General features: G+C 66.6%; 19 protein-coding genes. 10 read left to right on the top strand and 9 right to left on the bottom strand.

Annotated features, from left to right (window positions below; genetic code table 11):
* Positions 1–15 precede the first annotated feature (15 nt).
* The 4 genes from hemH to HALRU_RS14275 all read right to left on the bottom strand — a co-directional run bounded on the left by hemH (position 16) and on the right by HALRU_RS14275 (position 3,996).
* Complete coding sequence (gene hemH, locus HALRU_RS14290; RefSeq protein ID WP_015302099.1) at positions 16–1,083, bottom strand: ferrochelatase; 1,068 nt, start codon at positions 1,081–1,083, stop codon at positions 16–18.
* Between the two features lie 55 nt (positions 1,084–1,138).
* Positions 1,139–2,437 (bottom strand): protoporphyrinogen oxidase, encoded by a 1,299-nt coding sequence (gene hemG / locus HALRU_RS14285; protein ID WP_015302098.1) that lies wholly within the window; start codon positions 2,435–2,437, stop codon positions 1,139–1,141.
* Between the two features lie 221 nt (positions 2,438–2,658).
* Positions 2,659–3,030, bottom strand: coding sequence for a hypothetical protein (locus HALRU_RS14280; protein WP_015302097.1), 372 nt, complete (start codon positions 3,028–3,030; stop codon positions 2,659–2,661).
* 126 nt (positions 3,031–3,156) lie between these two features.
* Positions 3,157–3,996, bottom strand: a complete 840-nt coding sequence (locus tag HALRU_RS14275; RefSeq protein ID WP_015302096.1) for a universal stress protein — start codon at positions 3,994–3,996, stop codon at positions 3,157–3,159.
* A 187-nt stretch (positions 3,997–4,183) separates the two neighbouring features.
* On the opposite strand from HALRU_RS14275, the gene HALRU_RS14270 reads away from it, so the two are divergent.
* Both HALRU_RS14270 and HALRU_RS14265 read left to right on the top strand, forming a co-directional pair.
* On the top strand, positions 4,184–4,939 hold the full coding sequence (locus HALRU_RS14270) for a ZIP family metal transporter (protein WP_015302095.1): 756 nt from the start codon (positions 4,184–4,186) through the stop codon (positions 4,937–4,939).
* A 104-nt stretch (positions 4,940–5,043) separates the two neighbouring features.
* Complete coding sequence (locus HALRU_RS14265) at positions 5,044–6,687, top strand: potassium channel family protein (RefSeq protein ID WP_015302094.1); 1,644 nt, start codon at positions 5,044–5,046, stop codon at positions 6,685–6,687.
* Between the two features lie 31 nt (positions 6,688–6,718).
* Here the strand turns inward: HALRU_RS14265 and HALRU_RS14260 are convergent, their stop codons facing one another.
* Positions 6,719–7,279, bottom strand: a complete 561-nt coding sequence (locus tag HALRU_RS14260; RefSeq protein ID WP_015302093.1) for a DUF1684 domain-containing protein — start codon at positions 7,277–7,279, stop codon at positions 6,719–6,721.
* Between the two features lie 80 nt (positions 7,280–7,359).
* Complete coding sequence (gene trxA / locus HALRU_RS14255; RefSeq protein ID WP_015302092.1) at positions 7,360–7,797, bottom strand: thioredoxin; 438 nt, start codon at positions 7,795–7,797, stop codon at positions 7,360–7,362.
* Between the two features lie 564 nt (positions 7,798–8,361).
* On the opposite strand from trxA, the gene HALRU_RS14250 reads away from it, so the two are divergent.
* Genes HALRU_RS14250 through HALRU_RS14240 form a run of 3 tightly spaced genes read left to right on the top strand, consistent with a single transcriptional unit; the run spans position 8,362 to position 10,254 of the window.
* Positions 8,362–8,601: a sulfurtransferase TusA family protein gene (locus HALRU_RS14250; RefSeq protein WP_015302091.1), complete on the top strand. Its 240-nt coding sequence runs from the start codon at positions 8,362–8,364 to the stop codon at positions 8,599–8,601.
* Between the two features lies 1 nt (position 8,602).
* Positions 8,603–9,742, top strand: a complete 1,140-nt coding sequence (locus HALRU_RS14245) for an NAD(P)/FAD-dependent oxidoreductase (protein WP_015302090.1) — start codon at positions 8,603–8,605, stop codon at positions 9,740–9,742.
* Entirely contained in the window at positions 9,742–10,254 is a 513-nt protein-coding gene (locus HALRU_RS14240) for a DUF1641 domain-containing protein (RefSeq protein WP_015302089.1), read from the top strand. Before HALRU_RS14245 ends, HALRU_RS14240 begins: the two co-directional genes overlap by 1 nt.
* Positions 10,255–10,266: 12 nt before the next feature.
* On the opposite strand, the gene HALRU_RS14235 is transcribed toward HALRU_RS14240, so the two are convergent.
* Together HALRU_RS14235 and HALRU_RS14230 are read right to left on the bottom strand one after the other, a co-directional pair.
* Entirely contained in the window at positions 10,267–10,692 is a 426-nt protein-coding gene (locus HALRU_RS14235; RefSeq protein WP_015302088.1) for an OsmC family protein, read from the bottom strand.
* A gap of 221 nt (positions 10,693–10,913) precedes the next feature.
* Positions 10,914–11,795, bottom strand: coding sequence for a ZIP family metal transporter (locus tag HALRU_RS14230; protein WP_148680713.1), 882 nt, complete (start codon positions 11,793–11,795; stop codon positions 10,914–10,916).
* A gap of 179 nt (positions 11,796–11,974) precedes the next feature.
* Between HALRU_RS14230 and HALRU_RS14225 the strand changes: the two genes are divergently transcribed.
* Positions 11,975–12,439 (top strand): cupredoxin domain-containing protein, encoded by a 465-nt coding sequence (locus HALRU_RS14225; RefSeq protein ID WP_015302086.1) that lies wholly within the window; start codon positions 11,975–11,977, stop codon positions 12,437–12,439.
* Positions 12,440–12,496: 57 nt separating this feature from the next.
* Here HALRU_RS14225 and HALRU_RS14220 read toward each other — a convergent pair whose 3' ends face one another.
* Positions 12,497–13,342 (bottom strand): universal stress protein, encoded by an 846-nt coding sequence (locus tag HALRU_RS14220; protein ID WP_015302085.1) that lies wholly within the window; start codon positions 13,340–13,342, stop codon positions 12,497–12,499.
* Positions 13,343–13,803: 461 nt separating this feature from the next.
* On the opposite strand from HALRU_RS14220, the gene HALRU_RS15785 reads away from it, so the two are divergent.
* From HALRU_RS15785 to HALRU_RS14205, 4 genes are all read left to right on the top strand, one after another.
* Positions 13,804–13,953, top strand: a complete 150-nt coding sequence (locus tag HALRU_RS15785; RefSeq protein WP_015302084.1) for a DUF7512 family protein — start codon at positions 13,804–13,806, stop codon at positions 13,951–13,953.
* Positions 13,954–14,994, top strand: coding sequence for a sulfite exporter TauE/SafE family protein (locus HALRU_RS14215; RefSeq protein WP_015302083.1), 1,041 nt, complete (start codon positions 13,954–13,956; stop codon positions 14,992–14,994). It begins immediately after the preceding gene.
* Between the two features lie 304 nt (positions 14,995–15,298).
* Complete coding sequence (locus tag HALRU_RS14210; RefSeq protein ID WP_015302082.1) at positions 15,299–15,700, top strand: helix-turn-helix domain-containing protein; 402 nt, start codon at positions 15,299–15,301, stop codon at positions 15,698–15,700.
* Between the two features lie 6 nt (positions 15,701–15,706).
* Entirely contained in the window at positions 15,707–16,036 is a 330-nt protein-coding gene (locus tag HALRU_RS14205; RefSeq protein ID WP_015302081.1) for a hypothetical protein, read from the top strand.
* The last annotated feature ends 30 nt before the right edge of the window (positions 16,037–16,066 follow it).

The following is a 16,066-nucleotide window of genomic DNA, read 5'->3' as shown; positions in this document are numbered from 1 at the left end:
AAATAGGACTGGTGACTATCGCGTTTCCGGCCGCACACCGGCGTTCAGACAGTAGGTTCCCGGCTCGGCTCGACACTCACACTGGCGGAGCTGGTAGTACGCCGGGTCGAAGCCAGCACAGAAGGGTTCGAGCAGGTCGGCCAGCAGGTCGGCGAAGCGCGGGTCGTCGTGCGGGACCGGCACCCGGTAGAGATCGAGGCCGACGTCGGCAGCGTCTTCCGCGAGGTCGACGTCGAGTTCGGCGAGGGTCTCGGACTGTTCGTGCATGAAGCTCATCGGCTCGACGACGACGCGGTCGGCCTCGTCGCCCAACTCTTCGACCACGTCCTCCGTCTCGGGGTCGGTCCACTCGATGCCGCGGTTGGCGTGGTTCTGGTAGCCGATGTGGTAGTCCTCGAGGTCGAGCAGGCGGGCCATCGTGGCCGCGTGTTCCTCGACGTACTCGTCGTAGCGGCTGCCCGCCTCCAGGTACTTCGTCGGCGTGCCGTGAGCCGAGAAGACGAATGCAGTGTCGGGATCGTGCAGGTCGACACCGGTCTCCTCGGCGTACGCGGCGATGCCGTCCGCTCGCAGGCGGTTGTACGCCGGAACGCGGTGCCAGCCCGTGACCGAGGCGAACTCGGGGTCGTAGCCGTCGAGCTCGTCGATCGCCGATTCGAGCGCGTCGATCGAGGAGACGGTCGTCGAGGGGCCACACAGCGGGTAGATGGGGAGGGCGACGATCTCGTCGACGCCGTCGGCGGCGAGGTCGGCCGCGACCTCGGGGATCAGCGGTTCGGTGAACTGCATCGCGTGGCGGACGGTCACGTCGTGGCCGCGCGAGTCGAGGCGCTCGGCCAGCGCGTCGGCCTGAGCGACCGCCTGGTCCTGGAGCGGCGAGCCGCCGATCTCCTCGTACTCCTCCATGATGCTCGGGAGGCGTCGCTCCGCGAGTTCACGCGAGCGCTCCCTGGCTGCTTCCTCCGAGTCGGCCGCCTCGAGATCCGCGTTGTCGAAGAAGATCCGCGTCAGGTACTCGAGCACGGTCTCGCGGTCGGGCGTCGCCGGTTCGCCGAAGTTGAGCAGGACGATCCCGGTTTCCATGCTCGACGCTTGCCGCCGGAGCGGTTTAGCCACTTCGGACCCGGAGGCCGGTCCGTTACTCGCTTGTGCCGCCGACGAGTTGCTTGGCGAGCGCCTCGGCGTTGCGGATCCGGCCGGGGATCCCGGGTCGACCCACGTAGCTGGCGCAGAGGTGGATCCCTGCTGGGGGTTCGAGGTCGTCCATCGCGGTCCAGGTGCGGTCGTAGGCGGGCATGCCCGGTTCCCAGCGGTGGACGTGGATCGGCTCCGCCGATGCGCCGGTGATGCGCTCGAACTCCCGCGCCGCGACCTGGCCGAGCTCGCCCTCGGTCGCCTCCAGCAGCGGCGGGTACGACAGCGGATCGAGGTAGGCGGTGTAGAGGCGGTCGCGATCGAGGATGCTGGCGTTCCAGGTCAGTCCGCTGATCGAGACGTCGTCGGCGTCCGGCGGGACGAGCGTGCCGAGGCCCCGGCCCCCGAAGTCGGCGTCGAGAAAGACCAGCCCGATCGGGTTGTAGTTGAACCGATCGAGGGCCGTAGCGAGGTCGGTGTCGACCGGTTCGAGCAGTTCGGCCGCGATCGGCGCCGGCGTCGTCACGACGACATCGTCGACGCGCTCGATTCCGTCGGCCGTCTCGAGTTCGTAGCCGGCGGCGTCGGAGCCGTTCGTGTCGTCGACCGGCCGGATCGCCTCGACCGGCGTCCCCAGGTGGATCGAATCGGCGTGGGCCTCGTACAGAGCGTCCACGAGTTCGCCGATCCCGTCGTCGAAGGAGACGATCGGGGGCGTCTCGCGGTCGGATCGAACCGATTCGAGTACTTTCAGGAGGATGCTGCGCTCGACGCCGCGTTTTTCGAGCACGCGCCCGAGCGAGTATTCCATCAGCATGTCGCGCGGGTCGGTGCCGTAGAGGCCGCTGTACAGCGGGCCGGCGTACCGCCGAGCCGCCTGCGTCCCGAACTTCCGGACGAGGAACTCGTCGACGGTCTCGCCGGGTTTGGGCGGGCCGAACAGCGGTTCGAGTAGCATCCGGAGCTTGCCCAGCGGGCTGATGAGATCGGTCGTGATCGCCTCGCGGACCGACAGCGGCGCGACCTTCAGGTCGCCGTCGTGGTAGACGTAGATCGGCTGGTCGTCGGCGCCGTACCGGAGGCTCTCGCGCAGGTCGTAGTCGTCGATCATCGACTCGAGGCCCGGCGTCAGGCGCAGCCGTTGCGGGCCGAGCTCGACGATCCGGCCGTCAACCTCGCGACTCTGGACGACGCCCCCCGGCTCGTCCCGGGCCTCGAACGCGATTACCTCCTCGCCGCGCTGTGCTACCGCTCGCACGAGCGCCAGTCCGGACATCCCCGCGCCGACGACTCCGACGGTCATCTCTCGAGAGTTTCGAGTCGATACATTTCGGTGTGTCGGCATCCGCGCGGCTATGCCAACGTGCCGCTCGGCTGCTCACGAGTTGCCCGTCCGGTCGAAAACCAGATCCGGCCGACCCGGCGTGGGTGCTGTCGTCACACTCGTCGCGAGCGGCGGTCTCACTCGCGGTCCGACCCCTCGCATTTCTCGTCAGAAGGGCCACTCGCAGTCAGCACGGTTTCTCACTCGCCGTCCGCAGCGTCCGGCGGCGTGATCGGATCGATACGAAAGACGTAGTCGGGGGTGGCGTCGTCGAGGTTCGCCGGCCCTTCTTCGGCGGTGTGATCGTGACACAGCGCCGCCACCGCCGCGACGGTGCCGTGGCCGGTTTCCTCCTCGTATCGCTCGAGCACGCGAAACGCCGCCGGCTCGTTGCAGTCTCGGCGGTGACACGTCGGCGGATCCGCGGTTTCGAGGGCCACTGCTCCCTGCTCGCTATCGGCCGCCGGCTCGGCCTCGTCGCCGCGTTCGAGTTCCTGCTCGAGCGCCCGCTCGCGCTGGCGTTCTTCCTCGTCTTGCGCTTGCTTGTCTCGACCGCGCTTCGTGTCTGCCATGCTGAACGAGACGACACCGAGCGGGATAGGGTTGTGTGTACCGTTCGGATCGCCGATGAATTCGGGTAGAATTGAGAAGGATCGAACTGGGGGCCGGGGAGCGCGGTGACGTCTCGTTCGACGGACTCAGTCCTCAGTCTGGGACCCGATCGTCAGCACGGGAACCGGGGCACTCCGGAGCACGCGGTCGGTCGTCGAGCCGAGGAGCCGCTCGTTCACGCCCTGGCGGCCGTGGGTGCCCATGACGATCAGGTCGGCCCCCGCGTCCGTCGCGACCGCCCGAATCGTCTCCAGAACGGCGCCGCTTTCGACGACTGTCTCGACTGGGACGTCGTCGATGTCGGCCATTGCGGCGTCGAGGAGTTCACGGGCGTCTTCGTCTCCCGTCGACGAGCCGAAGGCGCCGAAGGTTGGTTCGTCGACGACGCCGAGCAGATGCAGCGTCGCTCCGGTGTCCGCGGCGACGGTCGTCGCCAGCTCGAGCGCGTCGCGGGCGTGGGGACTGCCGTCGAACGGGACGAGCACCCGCTCGTGGGGGTACGTCCACGTCGCCTCCTCGCGAACCGTCACCACGGGCGTCTCGGTCTTTCTGACGACGTGTTCCGTGACGCTTCCCAGGAGGTAGCCGTCGATCCCGCTCCGGCCGTGGGTCCCCATCACCACGAGGTCGGCGCCTTCGGACGCGGCGACGATCTCGTGGTGCGGATCGCCCTGCACGAGTTCGTCGTCGACGGTAACCCCTGCATTCGTCGCCCGCTCGCTGGCGTCTGCGAGCACCTCTTCGCCTTCCTGCTCGAGGATGTCGAGAACGGCGCCCTGATACTGTACCTGACTCGGCTTGTTCGTGTCCGCGACGTACAGCAGGTGGGCCGTCGCGTCGTGTGCGGCCGCGACCTCGATCGCGTACGTGAGGGCGACTGACGACGGTTCGCGATCGTCGACGGGGACGAGCACTCGGTCGTACATACGAGACGGTTGGGCCGCGAGTGACATACGTGTAGGGGACGCCGTCGGCGACACGGTCTGGCTCGACCACGGTCGTGACCGTCGTTCCGTCCGCCATCGCGACGACCTCCCTGCCCACCGCCCGGCTTCGTGGCTCGACCGAACACGCAGAAGCTATGGCGGTCCGCTCGCAAGCCCCGGTATCGATATGGGTCCGCTCGGCTGGATACTCCTCACGACGCTGCTTATCAGCCTGTTCGCCTGGATCGGCGTCTTCACGCTCTTCCTGGCAGACCACCTCGTCGAGCGCCTGCTCCTGTGGCTCGTCGCGTTCGCCGCTGGCGCGCTGCTCGGGGGCGCCTTCTTCCACCTGCTCCCGCGGGCGATCCGCTCGCACGGCTCGCTCCACACGCGAGGCCTGTTCGTCGCGCTCGTCGTCGGGTTCGCGTTCTTCTACGTGTTAGAGCAATTCATCCACTGGCACCACCACCACGGCACCGACCACGAACACGAACCGGTGACCTACCTCGTGTTGGTCTCCGACTCGCTGCACAACTTCATCGACGGGCTCGTCATCGCCGGCGCGTTCCTCATCGACGTGGAAGTCGGGTTCGTCACCGCGTTCGCCATCGCGCTACACGAGATCCCCCAGGAGATCGGTGACTTCGGCATCCTCGTCTACGGCGGGTTCGAGAAGGTGCGCGCGCTCGCCATCAACTTCGCGACCGCGCTCACGGTCGTCGTCGGCGGCCTCGTCGGCTACGCGCTTTCCGACATCGTCGGCGAACCACCGGTCGCACTCCTCACGTTCGCCGCGGGGAACTTCATCTACATCGCGAGCTCGGACCTGATCCCGGAGATCAACGCCGAGGCCGAGGTTCGCAATCGACTCGGCTACTTCGTCGTCTTCGTCGCCGGCCTCGGCGTGATGTACGGGATCGCCCTGCTCGGCCACAGTCACTGATCGTCGGCCGCCGTTCGCGTCGGATCGACCGTGGTCCGCTCGCTCCGAGACGGGTACTCAGGAGAGCCGGTATCGGTAACTCCGTGGGGTGCCCATTCGTTCGTATGTCGCTGCTCCGATCCCGTCGGACCGCCTACTACCTCGTGCTGGTAGCCGTGACGACGGTCTTCTTCACACTCCTGTACGCATACGGGATGGCGACGTGGGAGGGGCGTCCACGTCCGTGGTATCAGGCACTCGAGGTAGTCTTTCAGTCGTTCACGACCACTGGCTACGGCCAGGACGCGGGCTGGGACACGCCACAGATGAACGTCCTCGTGATCACCATGCAACTGACTGGAATCGGACTCATCCTCACGGCGGTGGATGTCTTCGCGGTCCCGTGGTTGCAACGCGCACTCGAGGAGAGCCTCCCGACGGCCGCGCCCGACGCCGACGACCACGTGATCCTCTGTACGTACTCCTCGCGCGGCGAGGCGTTCCTGGACGAACTCGATTCGCGCGGACGCGACGCCGTCGTCGTCGAATCGGACGAAGCCCGTGCACGCGACTTACACGCCGCCGGACGGACGGTCGTCCACGGGGATCCGGAGTCGATCGACGTCCTGCGCGACGCTGGCATCGAGCGAGCGGCGGCCCTCGTTTCCGACGCGCCGGACGATACGAGCGCCAGTATCGTCCTCACTGCGCGGGAAGCCGTTTCCGACATCGAGGTCGTCACCCTCGTCGAGGACGCCAGCGTGACCGACTACCATCGGATCGCCGGCGCGGACGCCGTCCTCTCACCGCGCCAGTTACTCGGCGAGAGCCTCGCGCATCACGTGCCGACCAGCGTGACGACGGTCGTCGAGGATAGCGTCGAACTCGGAGACGACCTCGAACTGATCGAACTCTCGATCGATCCCGGCAGTGACCTCTGTAACCGCCGCGCCGGCGAGGTCGAACTCGACGACCGCTTCGCCGTCGACGTCGTCGGCGCGTGGATCGGCGGGAGCTTCGAGAGCTCGATCCCGCCGTCCGTCGAACTCGACGAGGACGTCCGATTGCTGGTCGCCGGGGCGCCGGACCGGATCGCCGCGTTGCGCGAGGAGGCGACGTCTACCATCCGTTCACTCGCTGGCCGTCGCGTCCTCGTCGCCGGCTACGGCGACGCCGGGGCAGCCGCCGCTTCTGAACTCGAGGAGACGGCAGCGGCCGTGACGGTGATCGACAGGGAAGCGGGCCCGGCGGTCGACGTGGTCGGCGATACACGGGAACCCGACGTCTTTCGCGAGGCCGGCGTCACGGACGCGTCGGCCGTCATCGTCGCGGTCAACGACGACACGACGGCGATCTTCACGACGCTCATCGTCGCGGAACTGAACCCCGAGGCCGAGGTGCTCGTGCGGGCGAACGACCCGGAGAGCGAACCCAAGCTCTACCGGGCGGGGGCGGACTACGTGCAGTCGCTGGCGACCGTCAGCGGCCGGATGCTGGCCTCGACCGTCCTCGACGACGAGACGGTCCTCACGTTCGACACGCGGATCGACCTCGTCAGACTTCCCGCTGGACGACTCGCCGGATCGACGGTCGTCGACGCCGACGTGCGCGCCGAGACCGGCTGTACCGTCCTCGCCGTCGTTCGGGACGGGGAGACGATCACGTCGTTCGATCCGGCGTCGTTCGTTCTCGAACCGGACGACGAGCTCGTCCTCGCGGGCACCGACGAGAGTGTCCGTCGATTCGAAGAGACGTTTCTCGACGAGTAAGGGCCTGCAAAACGGGTGTCCAGCTGGTTCCTCAGAACGGCCGCCCCGAGTCGGGTTCGTACGCCCGTTCGCCGGCCTCGATCGGGACGTCGAGCCAGTTCTCCGTCGGCGGGAGCGGACACTCGTACTGATCGGAGTACGCACAGGTCGGGTTGTACGCTTCGTCGAAGTCGAGGACCCACTCGCCGTCGGTCGTCCGGTGATGGTCGGTCTCCAGGTCGATGTACCGGCCGGCACCGTAGGTTTCGTCGCCGTTGGTCTCGTCGCGGAAGGGCACCCAGAGTCGGTCGTCGTCGGGATCCGCCTTGTACGCCTGGATGGCGACGTCCGCGCCGTCGATCGTGACCGTGAACTCGCCCCACCGGTAGTAGGTCTGTTCACCGTCCGTGCTCGTCCCGACGATGACGGGTTCGGGGTCGTCGTACCGATCGAGCGGGACCTCGAACCGGTAGTCGGCGTCGATCGCGTAGTACGAGAGCCCGTCGAAGCTCTCGCGTTCGGCGGGCGGGATCGGTGAGTGTGGATGCTCGCCGAAGTACTGCGATTTCTCCTCGCGCTGGGCCTCGATCGCTCGTTTCCAGTCCTGGCTCATTGGTGAAGGTGTGGTGTCGCAGTCGGTCGTGGGTGGTCGATGACGGTCGGACGTACGTCTCCGGCGGGCGGGGAATTCGATTACGTGTACTGCCCGATCAGCTGCTCGAGCGTGGCGCGGTCCTGGACGCCGCTGGTCCGTTCGGCGGGTTCGCCGTTCGCGTAGAGGACGAGCGTCGGGACGCCACGGACGCCGTGTTGCTGGGCCATGCGCTGGTGGGCGTCGATGTCGACCTTTGCGACGGCCGCCTCGCTCTCGGCGGCCAGTGCCTCGACCGTCGGCTCCAGCATCTTGCAGGGGCCACACCAGTCGGCGTAGAAGTCGACGAGGACGACGTCGTTCGTCGAGACGACCTCGGAGAGGTGGTCGGGGCCGTCGACGTGGATCGGTTCGGTCGGCGTCCCGGCCGTCTCACTCCCGGTGTCGTCGAAACTGGCGCCGTTTTCGAGACGCTCCTGGAGTTCTCGTTTCTTCTGCTCGCGAATACGAGCACGTTCGTCGTCGAGTGATTCGCTCATCGATGACGTGTACGGACTCGATCGACATAATGGTTGTGTGGTGTGGGTACAATAACGGGTGTCGGCTGCCCCTGGGTCGATGTGCACACGCACTGGCCAGAATCGCCCCACGAGGAGGTGACGGTAGCTCTCTCTCTCTCTCTCTCTCTCTCTCTCTCTCTCTCTCTCTCGAGTGCTCGCCGCTTTCGGAATCTCTCGTGGGTGATCGGTCGCGCCTGGCGGCTCCGGCCGTGAGGCGAGGCGGTTCGAACCGTGCCCGGGCTCGTGTCGGATCGCTCGAGCGCCCGGCTCGGGTCACGTTGGCCAACTCGATCCTAACTGGACGGACCCGCTGGGTCTGAACGACCCCATCGATCGCCTTGACGGCCACCGACTCGACGCGGTCGACTGGGTCAGCCCTGTCGAATCGATCGGCTGCGGCCGCGTGACGTCGGGTGCCTCCGGTCGTATATACCCGTCGCCCGTTCCGACGGCGCTGGAGTCCATGTGGTTGTTTATATTGTGCAATACTGTAGTATAACGTGTGTTCGGCCGCAGTCAGTCGAACGGATACTGGTGATTCCAATGACGAACCCATCTGACGCCGACGTCACGATCGATTCACGCGGGGCGACGTGCCCTGGCCCGCTGATGGACCTCATCGGCCGGGTGAAGACGCTCGATCCGGGGACGACGGTCGCGCTCCGGACCTCGGAACGCAACTCGACGACCGACGTCCCCGCGTGGCTGGACGAAGCCGGCCACGACCTCGTCGAGATCGACGAGGGCGACGACGAGTGGACCATCTATCTGGAGGTGACCTGAGATGTACCGCATCGCGATCGTCGGCGGCGGGACGGGCGGGACGGTGCTCGCGAACCGTCTCGCGGACGAATTGGCGCCGGAACTCGCGGCCGGCGACGTCGAGGTTCGCCTGATCACGGCCGATCCCGAGCACGTGTACAAGCCGACCTTCCTGTACGTTCCGTTCGGGAAGAAGACGGTCGACGACGCCGCTCGACCGATCGACGAACTCGTCGACCGGCGGGTCGCGCTGGACGTCGCCGAGGTGACCGCCGTCGACACGGACGGCCACGCGCTGACGTTCGCCGACGGCTCGCGGCTCGGTTACGACCACCTCGTGCTCGCGACGGGTGCCTCCCTCGACCCCGATGCTGTGCCCGGCCTCGCCGAGGGTGGCCACCACTTCTACGGGCCCGACGGCGCCGAGACGCTGCGTGACGAACTCGCCGACTTCACCGAGGGCCACCTCGTGCTGAGCGTCGCCGGCGTGCCGCACATGTGCCCGGCCGCGCCCGTCGAGTTCACGCTGATGGTCGACGACTGGCTCCGCGAGCGCGGGCGCCGGGAGGACGTCGACCTCACCTACACGTACCCAATCAATCGTGCGCACGGGCTGGAGTCGATCGCCGAGTGGGCGACCGACCTGTTCGACGCGCGTAACGTCGACGTGGAGACGTTCTTCAACGTCGAGTCGGTCGACCCCGACGCCGGGATTGTCGAATCGATGGAGGGCAGCGAGCTGGACTACGACCTGCTCGTGGCCATTCCGCCCCACGCGGGCAGCGACCTCGTGATCGACGCCGGCCTCGGCGACGACGGCTGGGTCGACGTCGACCGGCACACGCTCGAAGCGGAACACGCCGAGGACGTCTCCGCGATCGGGGACGTCGCGGACGTGCCGACGAGCAAGGCCGGTAGCGTCGCTCACTACGAGGCGGGCGTCGTCGCCGACCGTCTCGCCACCCGCGCTCGCGGCGAGACGCCGACGGCCGTCTACGACGGCAAGACCGTCTGCTTCCTCGAGGCCGGGATGGACGAAGCGACGTTCATCGAGTTCTCCTACGGCGAGGAACCGTACGTTCGCGAGCCGTCGCGCCCACTGCACTGGGCGAAGCTCGGCTACAACGAATCCTACTGGCTCACCGCACGGGGGCTCCTGTGATGACTGACTCAGACCACACGACCGACGCCGATTCCACCGACTCCAACGACGCGACCGACGTAGAACCGACCCCGGACGCCGACGCGGCGGCGTCAGCGGAAGCCACAGCCACCACCGAGCGCGATCGGCTCGGCGCGGCGACCGGTGAGAATGCCGACGACCTCGCCGAGGCCGTCGAGACGCTCGCTCGACTCCAGCGGTCGGGAACGCTCGACGACCTGGCGGCGCTTGCGGACGTCGCCGCGCTGGGCTCGCAGGCGATGGACGACGAGATGGTCACCCAGTTGGCGGCCACCGGGACCAGCCTGGGCGAGGTCGCCGACACGGCGGCCGACGAGGACGTGGCTCGAACGCTCGAATCCCTGCTCGCGGCTGTCGGCGAGGCGGGCGCGGAGCCGGCAGCACCCGTGGGTGTGATCGGGCTCGTCAAAGCGATGCGGGATCCGGAAGTACAGGCCGGGGTGGGTTTCTTGCTCTCCCTGGCGAAGGCGGTCGGGCGTGAAACGCGGTAGCGTCGCGCCGGCTCAGGCCGACTCGACGCTGACCGTGACGGCCGTCTCGTTCTCGACGTTGTCGGTGACTGGACAGCGGTTCTCGACCGCGGCGAGCCACGCGTCTATGGTCTCCTCGTCGGCGTCGCTCTCGACGGAAATCTCCACGTCGAGCTCCTGAAGTCCCGGTCGCGCGTCCGATGGCTCGCCGCGATAGGTCGCGTAGTCGACGTCACCTGCGACCTGCACCGTCAGCTCGTCGATCGTGACGTCCATGTCGCGGGCGACCACGGATCCCGTGGAGTTCAGACACCCGAGGACGGCACCCAGAAAGTACTCGACGGGATTTACGTCGGCGCCGACGACGAACTCCGCGTCGCCGGTGTCGATTCGCATTCGTCGCGGGCTCAACCGCTCGCCGGTCAGTTCGTACGTCGTCAGGGAGTCTGTCGTTGTCATGGTGGGGTTCGTGTGCCGGTCGGTCGCCGGATCGACCGCCAGTCGGGGGTGTCGCCGGCGAATTCCGTCCGTACCGACACGTCGTGCTCGCGGTCGTTTAATCCCTGTTCAGTTTCCACAATACTGGGAATAACCGACGGTCGCCCGGCGACGTCTCTCTCTCTCTCTCTCTCGGTGGTCGGCGCCCAGTGCGGCCGACTCGGTAGCGACACTCGCGGTCGTTACCCAAGACTCACGTCCAAGTACAGCATGACGATCACCCCGGCCATGACGCCGAGGGTAGCGATCCGCTCGTGGCCGCGGGTGTGCGTCTCGGGGATGATCTCGTCGGAGATGACGAAGAGCATCGCGCCTGCGGCAAAGCCCATCGCGTAGGGGAGCAACGGCTCGACCGTGGCCACGGCGAGCGCGCCCAGCACGGCGAGGGGAATCTCGACGACACCGGATCGGAGCCCGGCGAAGACGGCGTAGATGCGTCGGTCCAGCCCCGCGTTGATGGCGGCGACGGAGACGGCGAGTCCCTCCGGAATGTTCTGGATACCGATCGCGAGCATGAGCGCGACCGCGTTCTCGACGTTGCCGGAGCCGAAGCCGACGCCGACGGCCAGCCCCTCGGGCATGTTGTGCAACGTGATGGCGAGGATGAACAGCACGACGGGGGCGAGGCGCTCCGAGCGCTCTGCGGCGGTTTCGCTCGCTCTCGATTCGGCCGGTTCTCCGGGGTCAGTTCCCTCGTCGGCGATCGGATCCCCGATGTCGGGCCGCCTGCTGCCCGTCAGGAGGTAGTGGGCGTGGGGGACGAGGATGTCCGCTCGATCGAGGAAAGCGACGCCGAGGGCGACCCCGACGAGGGTCGGAATCGGGTCACCGCCGGAGTACTGCTCGATGCCAGGGATGATGAGGCTCGTGAACGCCGCGGCGAGCATCACACCCGCGGCGAAGCCCAGCGCGCCGTCTAGCGCGCGTTCGGATGGGTCGCGCCAGACGAAGACGAGCGACGCGCCGAACAGGTTCAACGCGGCGATGACGAGGCCGCCGGCGAGTCCCTGCACGACGGGGTTCTCGCCGGTGAGGCCGACGAACGCGTCGACGAGGGCTAGCACGGTTGCCTCCCCTTCGTGGTCGTCGGTCCGATCACGGTGGTATCTCACGCTTACGATGGCCACCGGGAAATACGATCGGTCGATTCGCGCCACTGTCCGTCGTCGGTGTCGGTCTCGATCGAGAGAGACTCATCGGCACGGCACCAGCGCTTTATCACCAGTTTCGGTGTCTGTTCGGTATGAGTGCTCGATTCACTCGACGAGCGGTGTTACGAGCCGGGGCAGCGGTTGCAGCGGTGTCTCTCGCAGGTTGTGGCGGCGATGGCGGTGGACCGGGTGGTGGCGGCAACGGTGCGAGTAGCGTGACCGAACTCGAACCCGGCGCACAGATCGAGCTCGACGGCATCACGGCCGGGTGGGAAGGGCTCGCGCCGAGTGCGATCGAGGGGTCGACGAACCCGACGCTCTCGCTCGTCGAGGGCGAGACCTACGAGATCGGGTGGACGCAAGGTGACGGCGCCCAACACAACATCGCAATCCACGACGAGAGCGAGGCGGTCGTCGACGACCTCCAGACGGAGATCGTCACGGAACCGGGCGACGACCAGTGGCTCGAGTTCGAGGTCAGTAGCGAGATGGTGACCTACATCTGCGAGGTCCACCCGACCACGATGGTCGGCGACATCGAGCTTCGAAACGGGTAGGCCGCAGCCGTCCGCGCCAGGCGACACGAGACGTGGAGTAGACGGACGAGAGACGCTTCAGACGTGCGCGCCCGGCGGCACGAGGAGCACGTTTCCGTTCGCGCGAGCGACGATGTCCTCGGAGACGCTGCCGAGCAGCAGCCTGCGGAGTCGGCTGTGTCCGCGCGAGCCGACGAGGGTGGTCGACGGCTCGTAGTCGGCTTCGGCGGCCATGACCTCGTCGGCCGGGTCGCCCTCGCGAACCTCGGTCTCGACCTCGATGTCCCACGCTTCGAGCTGGGTCGCCAGTTCGTCGAGGCGCATCTCGGGGTTCGCGTCTTCCGGCAGGCCGGGATCCTTCGGGGTCTGTACGTGGACCAGCCTGGCCTCCTCGGTTGCGTTCTTGAGAACGGAGAACAATTCGAACGCGTGTTCGGCGTTCTCGGAGAAGTCAGTGGCGTAGAGCATCCGCTGGAACAGGTGCGACTCGAGCAGGTCGGGCTCGTCGGCCTCGCGCTCGACGCGGTTGACCAGCAGCGGCGTCTCCGTCGTCCGCGCGAGGTTGCGCGCGGTCGAGCCGATGACGCGGTTCTCGAGCGGGCTCTTCCCGCGCGACCCGACGACCGTCAGGCTCGCACCGATCGTCTCGGCGATGCCCGTGATGCGGCGGTGGGGCGTCCCGCGGACGACGTGGGTCTCGACGTCGAACCCGGCGTTCTCGATGACGGTGCTGTACCGGTCGAGGGCCTGTCGGCGTCGCTTCTCGAAGTCCATCCCGGGCATGCCCGCGTGGACGTTCGACGGGATGACGGTGACGAGGTGGATCTCTTCGATGCCGATGTTCCCGAGACACTCGAGGCAGGTTTCGTTCTCGATCGTGGCTTCGCTTGCGGCCGAGAGGTCCGTTGCGATGACTGCTTTCATATAGGTGTTCCTACGCACGCACGGTATAATATTGTTTGGATAGATCAATACCGGTACCCGTCGGGACGGCGCCGACGTGGCCGCGGCGGTCGGAACGGTCGAACGGCGGGCGTCCCCATCGCGCGTCGGTCGTGGGCGTTGCTACGCCCGCGCGTGGATCGGATCCGTGGACTTCGGAGCCGAAGGTATCGCGCGTGCTCCGGTGCCTCCGATTCGGGACCACCACGGGCACAGTATTCGGCGACTGTCACGTTTGCCCGCGCGCCTGCTCGCTCGTGGATCCGGCGGAGAGGCGCTATATTTAGAGAACCCACGGGAATATTCTCGTCGGTTAGCGATCACATACTCTGCAGTAATATTGTGTGGCTATCCCAAAAGCGTTATACGTGTTCTTGGGGTACGGTGAGGTGAGCAGAATCCCATGATTCACGCACAACCGAAAGACGAGTCGGGTCGATACCATGATTGAGCTAACCGCACTTTCACCGGAAGTACAGGCGGCCGTCCTCGTGGGCGCTGTCCTCGTCGAGGCCATCGTCCTCTACGGCGGCTACGGGCTCCTCGAACGAGTCGCAGCACCACCAGTCATCAAAGCGATCAAGAGTACATAGATGGAGCTATTCGGAATCGCGCTCACGATGATCATCCTCTTCGTGAGCTTCGGCTTTATGGTCGGCGTCCTGTTCGGCTTCTTCGGGATGGGTGGATCCTTCCTCGTCACGCCCGCGCTGCTCGTGATGGGGTACCCCGCCCGCGTCGCCGTCGGGAGCGGGATGGCGTTCGTCTTCGGGACGGCCGTCATCGCGACGCTGAAACACCACGACCTCGGACAGGTCGATTACAAGTTGGGCGGGTTGATGATCGTCGGGACCACGGTCGGCATCGAGGTCGGGCGAATCGGGGTGTTCTACCTCGAGGATCTCGGCCTCGCGGGCGGGGTCATCGGCGTCACCTACGTCCTCCTGCTTGGCTCGATCGGCGTGTTCGTTACCCGTAACGCCCTCAAAAACGACGGGAGCGACGATGGCGGCGGCGGTCACCACGATGCCGCAGACGGGGAGATCGATCCCGACGCCATCCCGGACATCGCGAAGAAGATCCAGTCCTACCGCGTCCCGCCAATGATGACGATCGCCGGCGGGATCCAGGTTTCCCTGTGGATGGTCCTGGGCGTCGCGTTCGCCACGGGGCTACTCTCGGGCTTCCTCGGCGTCGGCGGCGGCTTCATCCGCATGCCCGCGATGTTCTACCTGATCGGTGTTCCCGTCCCGGTGGCCGTGGGGACCGACCTGTTCGAGATCGTCTTCTCGGGCGGGATCGGATCCTTCCTCTACGGGATGGAAGGCGGCGTCGACCTCTCGATCGTCGCCCCGCTGCTGGCCGGGAGCGCACTCGGCGCACGGATCGGCTCGGCCGCGACCAGCATCGTCAACGAGGACGACATCAAGATCTACTTCGGACTGATGCTCCTGGGTGGATCGATCGCCGTCGCCTTCCAGCAGGCTGGCGACTACTTCGCCGTTGAACTGCTGAACACGGTCGGGTTCGCCCTGATCCTACTCTCGGCGTTCATGGTCGGCGGCGCCGTGATCTACAGCACGATCGCGACCATGCGGGCGAACGAACGATCGACCGCGCCCGCCGCGGACTAAGCGGTTTCGGCTCGTCGCGCGACGGTCCGTTTCTCGTCGCCGACGCATTCTATTCGAACCGAACGCGCCGGCGTCGCCGGTCGCGGCGCGGTTTCACGCACATATTTTCGTCGGCGTTTCCTTCCCCGCCAGCGGCGGGCCCGCCACGCGGCGACGAACCCGGGACGGCTACGGCGATCGACTCCGAGTTCCGTCCGATCCAACCCGGTAATTTCCGCGGAGAGCTGGTCTCGACCGGTTCAGCGAGATTGTACAATATACGCACAACCCTTTTATCGCTGTGGCCCCACCCTTCAGGTAGAAAATGGCACAGTCGATGGCGGAACAGCTTCAGCAGGACATGGAGTGTGAGGGCCTGCTGGAGTGTATCCACGGACTCAAGCAACTCGACAAGGACTGTTTCAGGGCGGTCGTCGAGAGCGACGAACCGCTGACGATCGACGAGATCGCCGACGACGTCGACCGCGAACGCTCGACGGCGTACCGGTCGATCCAGCGACTCCTCCAGAGTGGCTTCATCCAGAAAGAACAGATCAACTACGAGCAAGGCGGCTACTACCACGTCTACCGGCCCACCGATCCCGACCAGATCGCGAGCGACATGCAGCGCAAGTTGAACGACTGGTACGCGAAGATGGGCCAGCTCATCCAGGAGTTCGAGAACAAGTACGACGCCCCCGAAGACATCGCCGTCGCCGACAGCTAGGCCACGATGTCCGATCCTGCTCCCAGGTCCGATCCAGTTTCCGCGCCCAGTGCAGCGAGTTCGACCGACGACGAGACAGTTCGCGTCTGGCTCGTCGAGCGAACCTACTCCGACGACGAGCAGAACCTGATCATCCTCGTCTACGCGACCCCCGACGGCGAACGCTACTTCCGCAAGGAGCGCGCGTTGACGAGCAGTACCGATATCCGCGAGACGACGGCCGCCCTCGACGTGGCGGCCGACGACCTCGGAACCGTCCGGGACGACGAGCGTGAGCGCTACGCGGTCGAGGCGACGCGCATGGCCGACGAACACGACCCTGACGACGCGATCTGACGCCGTCTCTCGCTTCTCCGACTGCCTGCT

This window comes from Halovivax ruber XH-70 (assembly GCF_000328525.1).
Lineage (GTDB): Archaea > Halobacteriota > Halobacteria > Halobacteriales > Natrialbaceae > Halovivax > Halovivax ruber.
The sequence above is the reverse complement of the archived record's forward strand: the minus strand, read 5'-3'. Positions and strand labels throughout refer to the sequence as shown.

What these genes read in the sequence shown, in the direction of transcription:
- hemG (WP_015302098.1), bottom strand. Translation starts at nt 2,437, where the DNA reads ATGACCGTCGGAGTCGTCGGCGCGGGGATGTCCGGACTGGCGCTCGTG.
- HALRU_RS14280 (WP_015302097.1), bottom strand. Translation starts at nt 3,030, where the DNA reads ATGGCAGACACGAAGCGCGGTCGAGACAAGCAAGCGCAAGACGAGGAA.
- HALRU_RS14270 (WP_015302095.1), top strand. Translation starts at nt 4,184, where the DNA reads ATGGGTCCGCTCGGCTGGATACTCCTCACGACGCTGCTTATCAGCCTG.
- trxA (WP_015302092.1), bottom strand. Translation starts at nt 7,797, where the DNA reads ATGAGCGAATCACTCGACGACGAACGTGCTCGTATTCGCGAGCAGAAG.
- HALRU_RS14275 (WP_015302096.1), bottom strand. Translation starts at nt 3,996, where the DNA reads ATGTACGACCGAGTGCTCGTCCCCGTCGACGATCGCGAACCGTCGTCA.
- HALRU_RS14265 (WP_015302094.1), top strand. Translation starts at nt 5,044, where the DNA reads ATGTCGCTGCTCCGATCCCGTCGGACCGCCTACTACCTCGTGCTGGTA.
- HALRU_RS14250 (WP_015302091.1), top strand. Translation starts at nt 8,362, where the DNA reads ATGACGAACCCATCTGACGCCGACGTCACGATCGATTCACGCGGGGCG.
- HALRU_RS14225 (WP_015302086.1), top strand. Translation starts at nt 11,975, where the DNA reads ATGAGTGCTCGATTCACTCGACGAGCGGTGTTACGAGCCGGGGCAGCG.
- hemH (WP_015302099.1), bottom strand. Translation starts at nt 1,083, where the DNA reads ATGGAAACCGGGATCGTCCTGCTCAACTTCGGCGAACCGGCGACGCCC.
- HALRU_RS14235 (WP_015302088.1), bottom strand. Translation starts at nt 10,692, where the DNA reads ATGACAACGACAGACTCCCTGACGACGTACGAACTGACCGGCGAGCGG.
- HALRU_RS14205 (WP_015302081.1), top strand. Translation starts at nt 15,707, where the DNA reads ATGTCCGATCCTGCTCCCAGGTCCGATCCAGTTTCCGCGCCCAGTGCA.
- HALRU_RS14220 (WP_015302085.1), bottom strand. Translation starts at nt 13,342, where the DNA reads ATGAAAGCAGTCATCGCAACGGACCTCTCGGCCGCAAGCGAAGCCACG.
- HALRU_RS14210 (WP_015302082.1), top strand. Translation starts at nt 15,299, where the DNA reads ATGGCACAGTCGATGGCGGAACAGCTTCAGCAGGACATGGAGTGTGAG.
- HALRU_RS14240 (WP_015302089.1), top strand. Translation starts at nt 9,742, where the DNA reads ATGACTGACTCAGACCACACGACCGACGCCGATTCCACCGACTCCAAC.
- HALRU_RS15785 (WP_015302084.1), top strand. Translation starts at nt 13,804, where the DNA reads ATGATTGAGCTAACCGCACTTTCACCGGAAGTACAGGCGGCCGTCCTC.
- HALRU_RS14260 (WP_015302093.1), bottom strand. Translation starts at nt 7,279, where the DNA reads ATGAGCCAGGACTGGAAACGAGCGATCGAGGCCCAGCGCGAGGAGAAA.
- HALRU_RS14245 (WP_015302090.1), top strand. Translation starts at nt 8,603, where the DNA reads ATGTACCGCATCGCGATCGTCGGCGGCGGGACGGGCGGGACGGTGCTC.
- HALRU_RS14215 (WP_015302083.1), top strand. Translation starts at nt 13,954, where the DNA reads ATGGAGCTATTCGGAATCGCGCTCACGATGATCATCCTCTTCGTGAGC.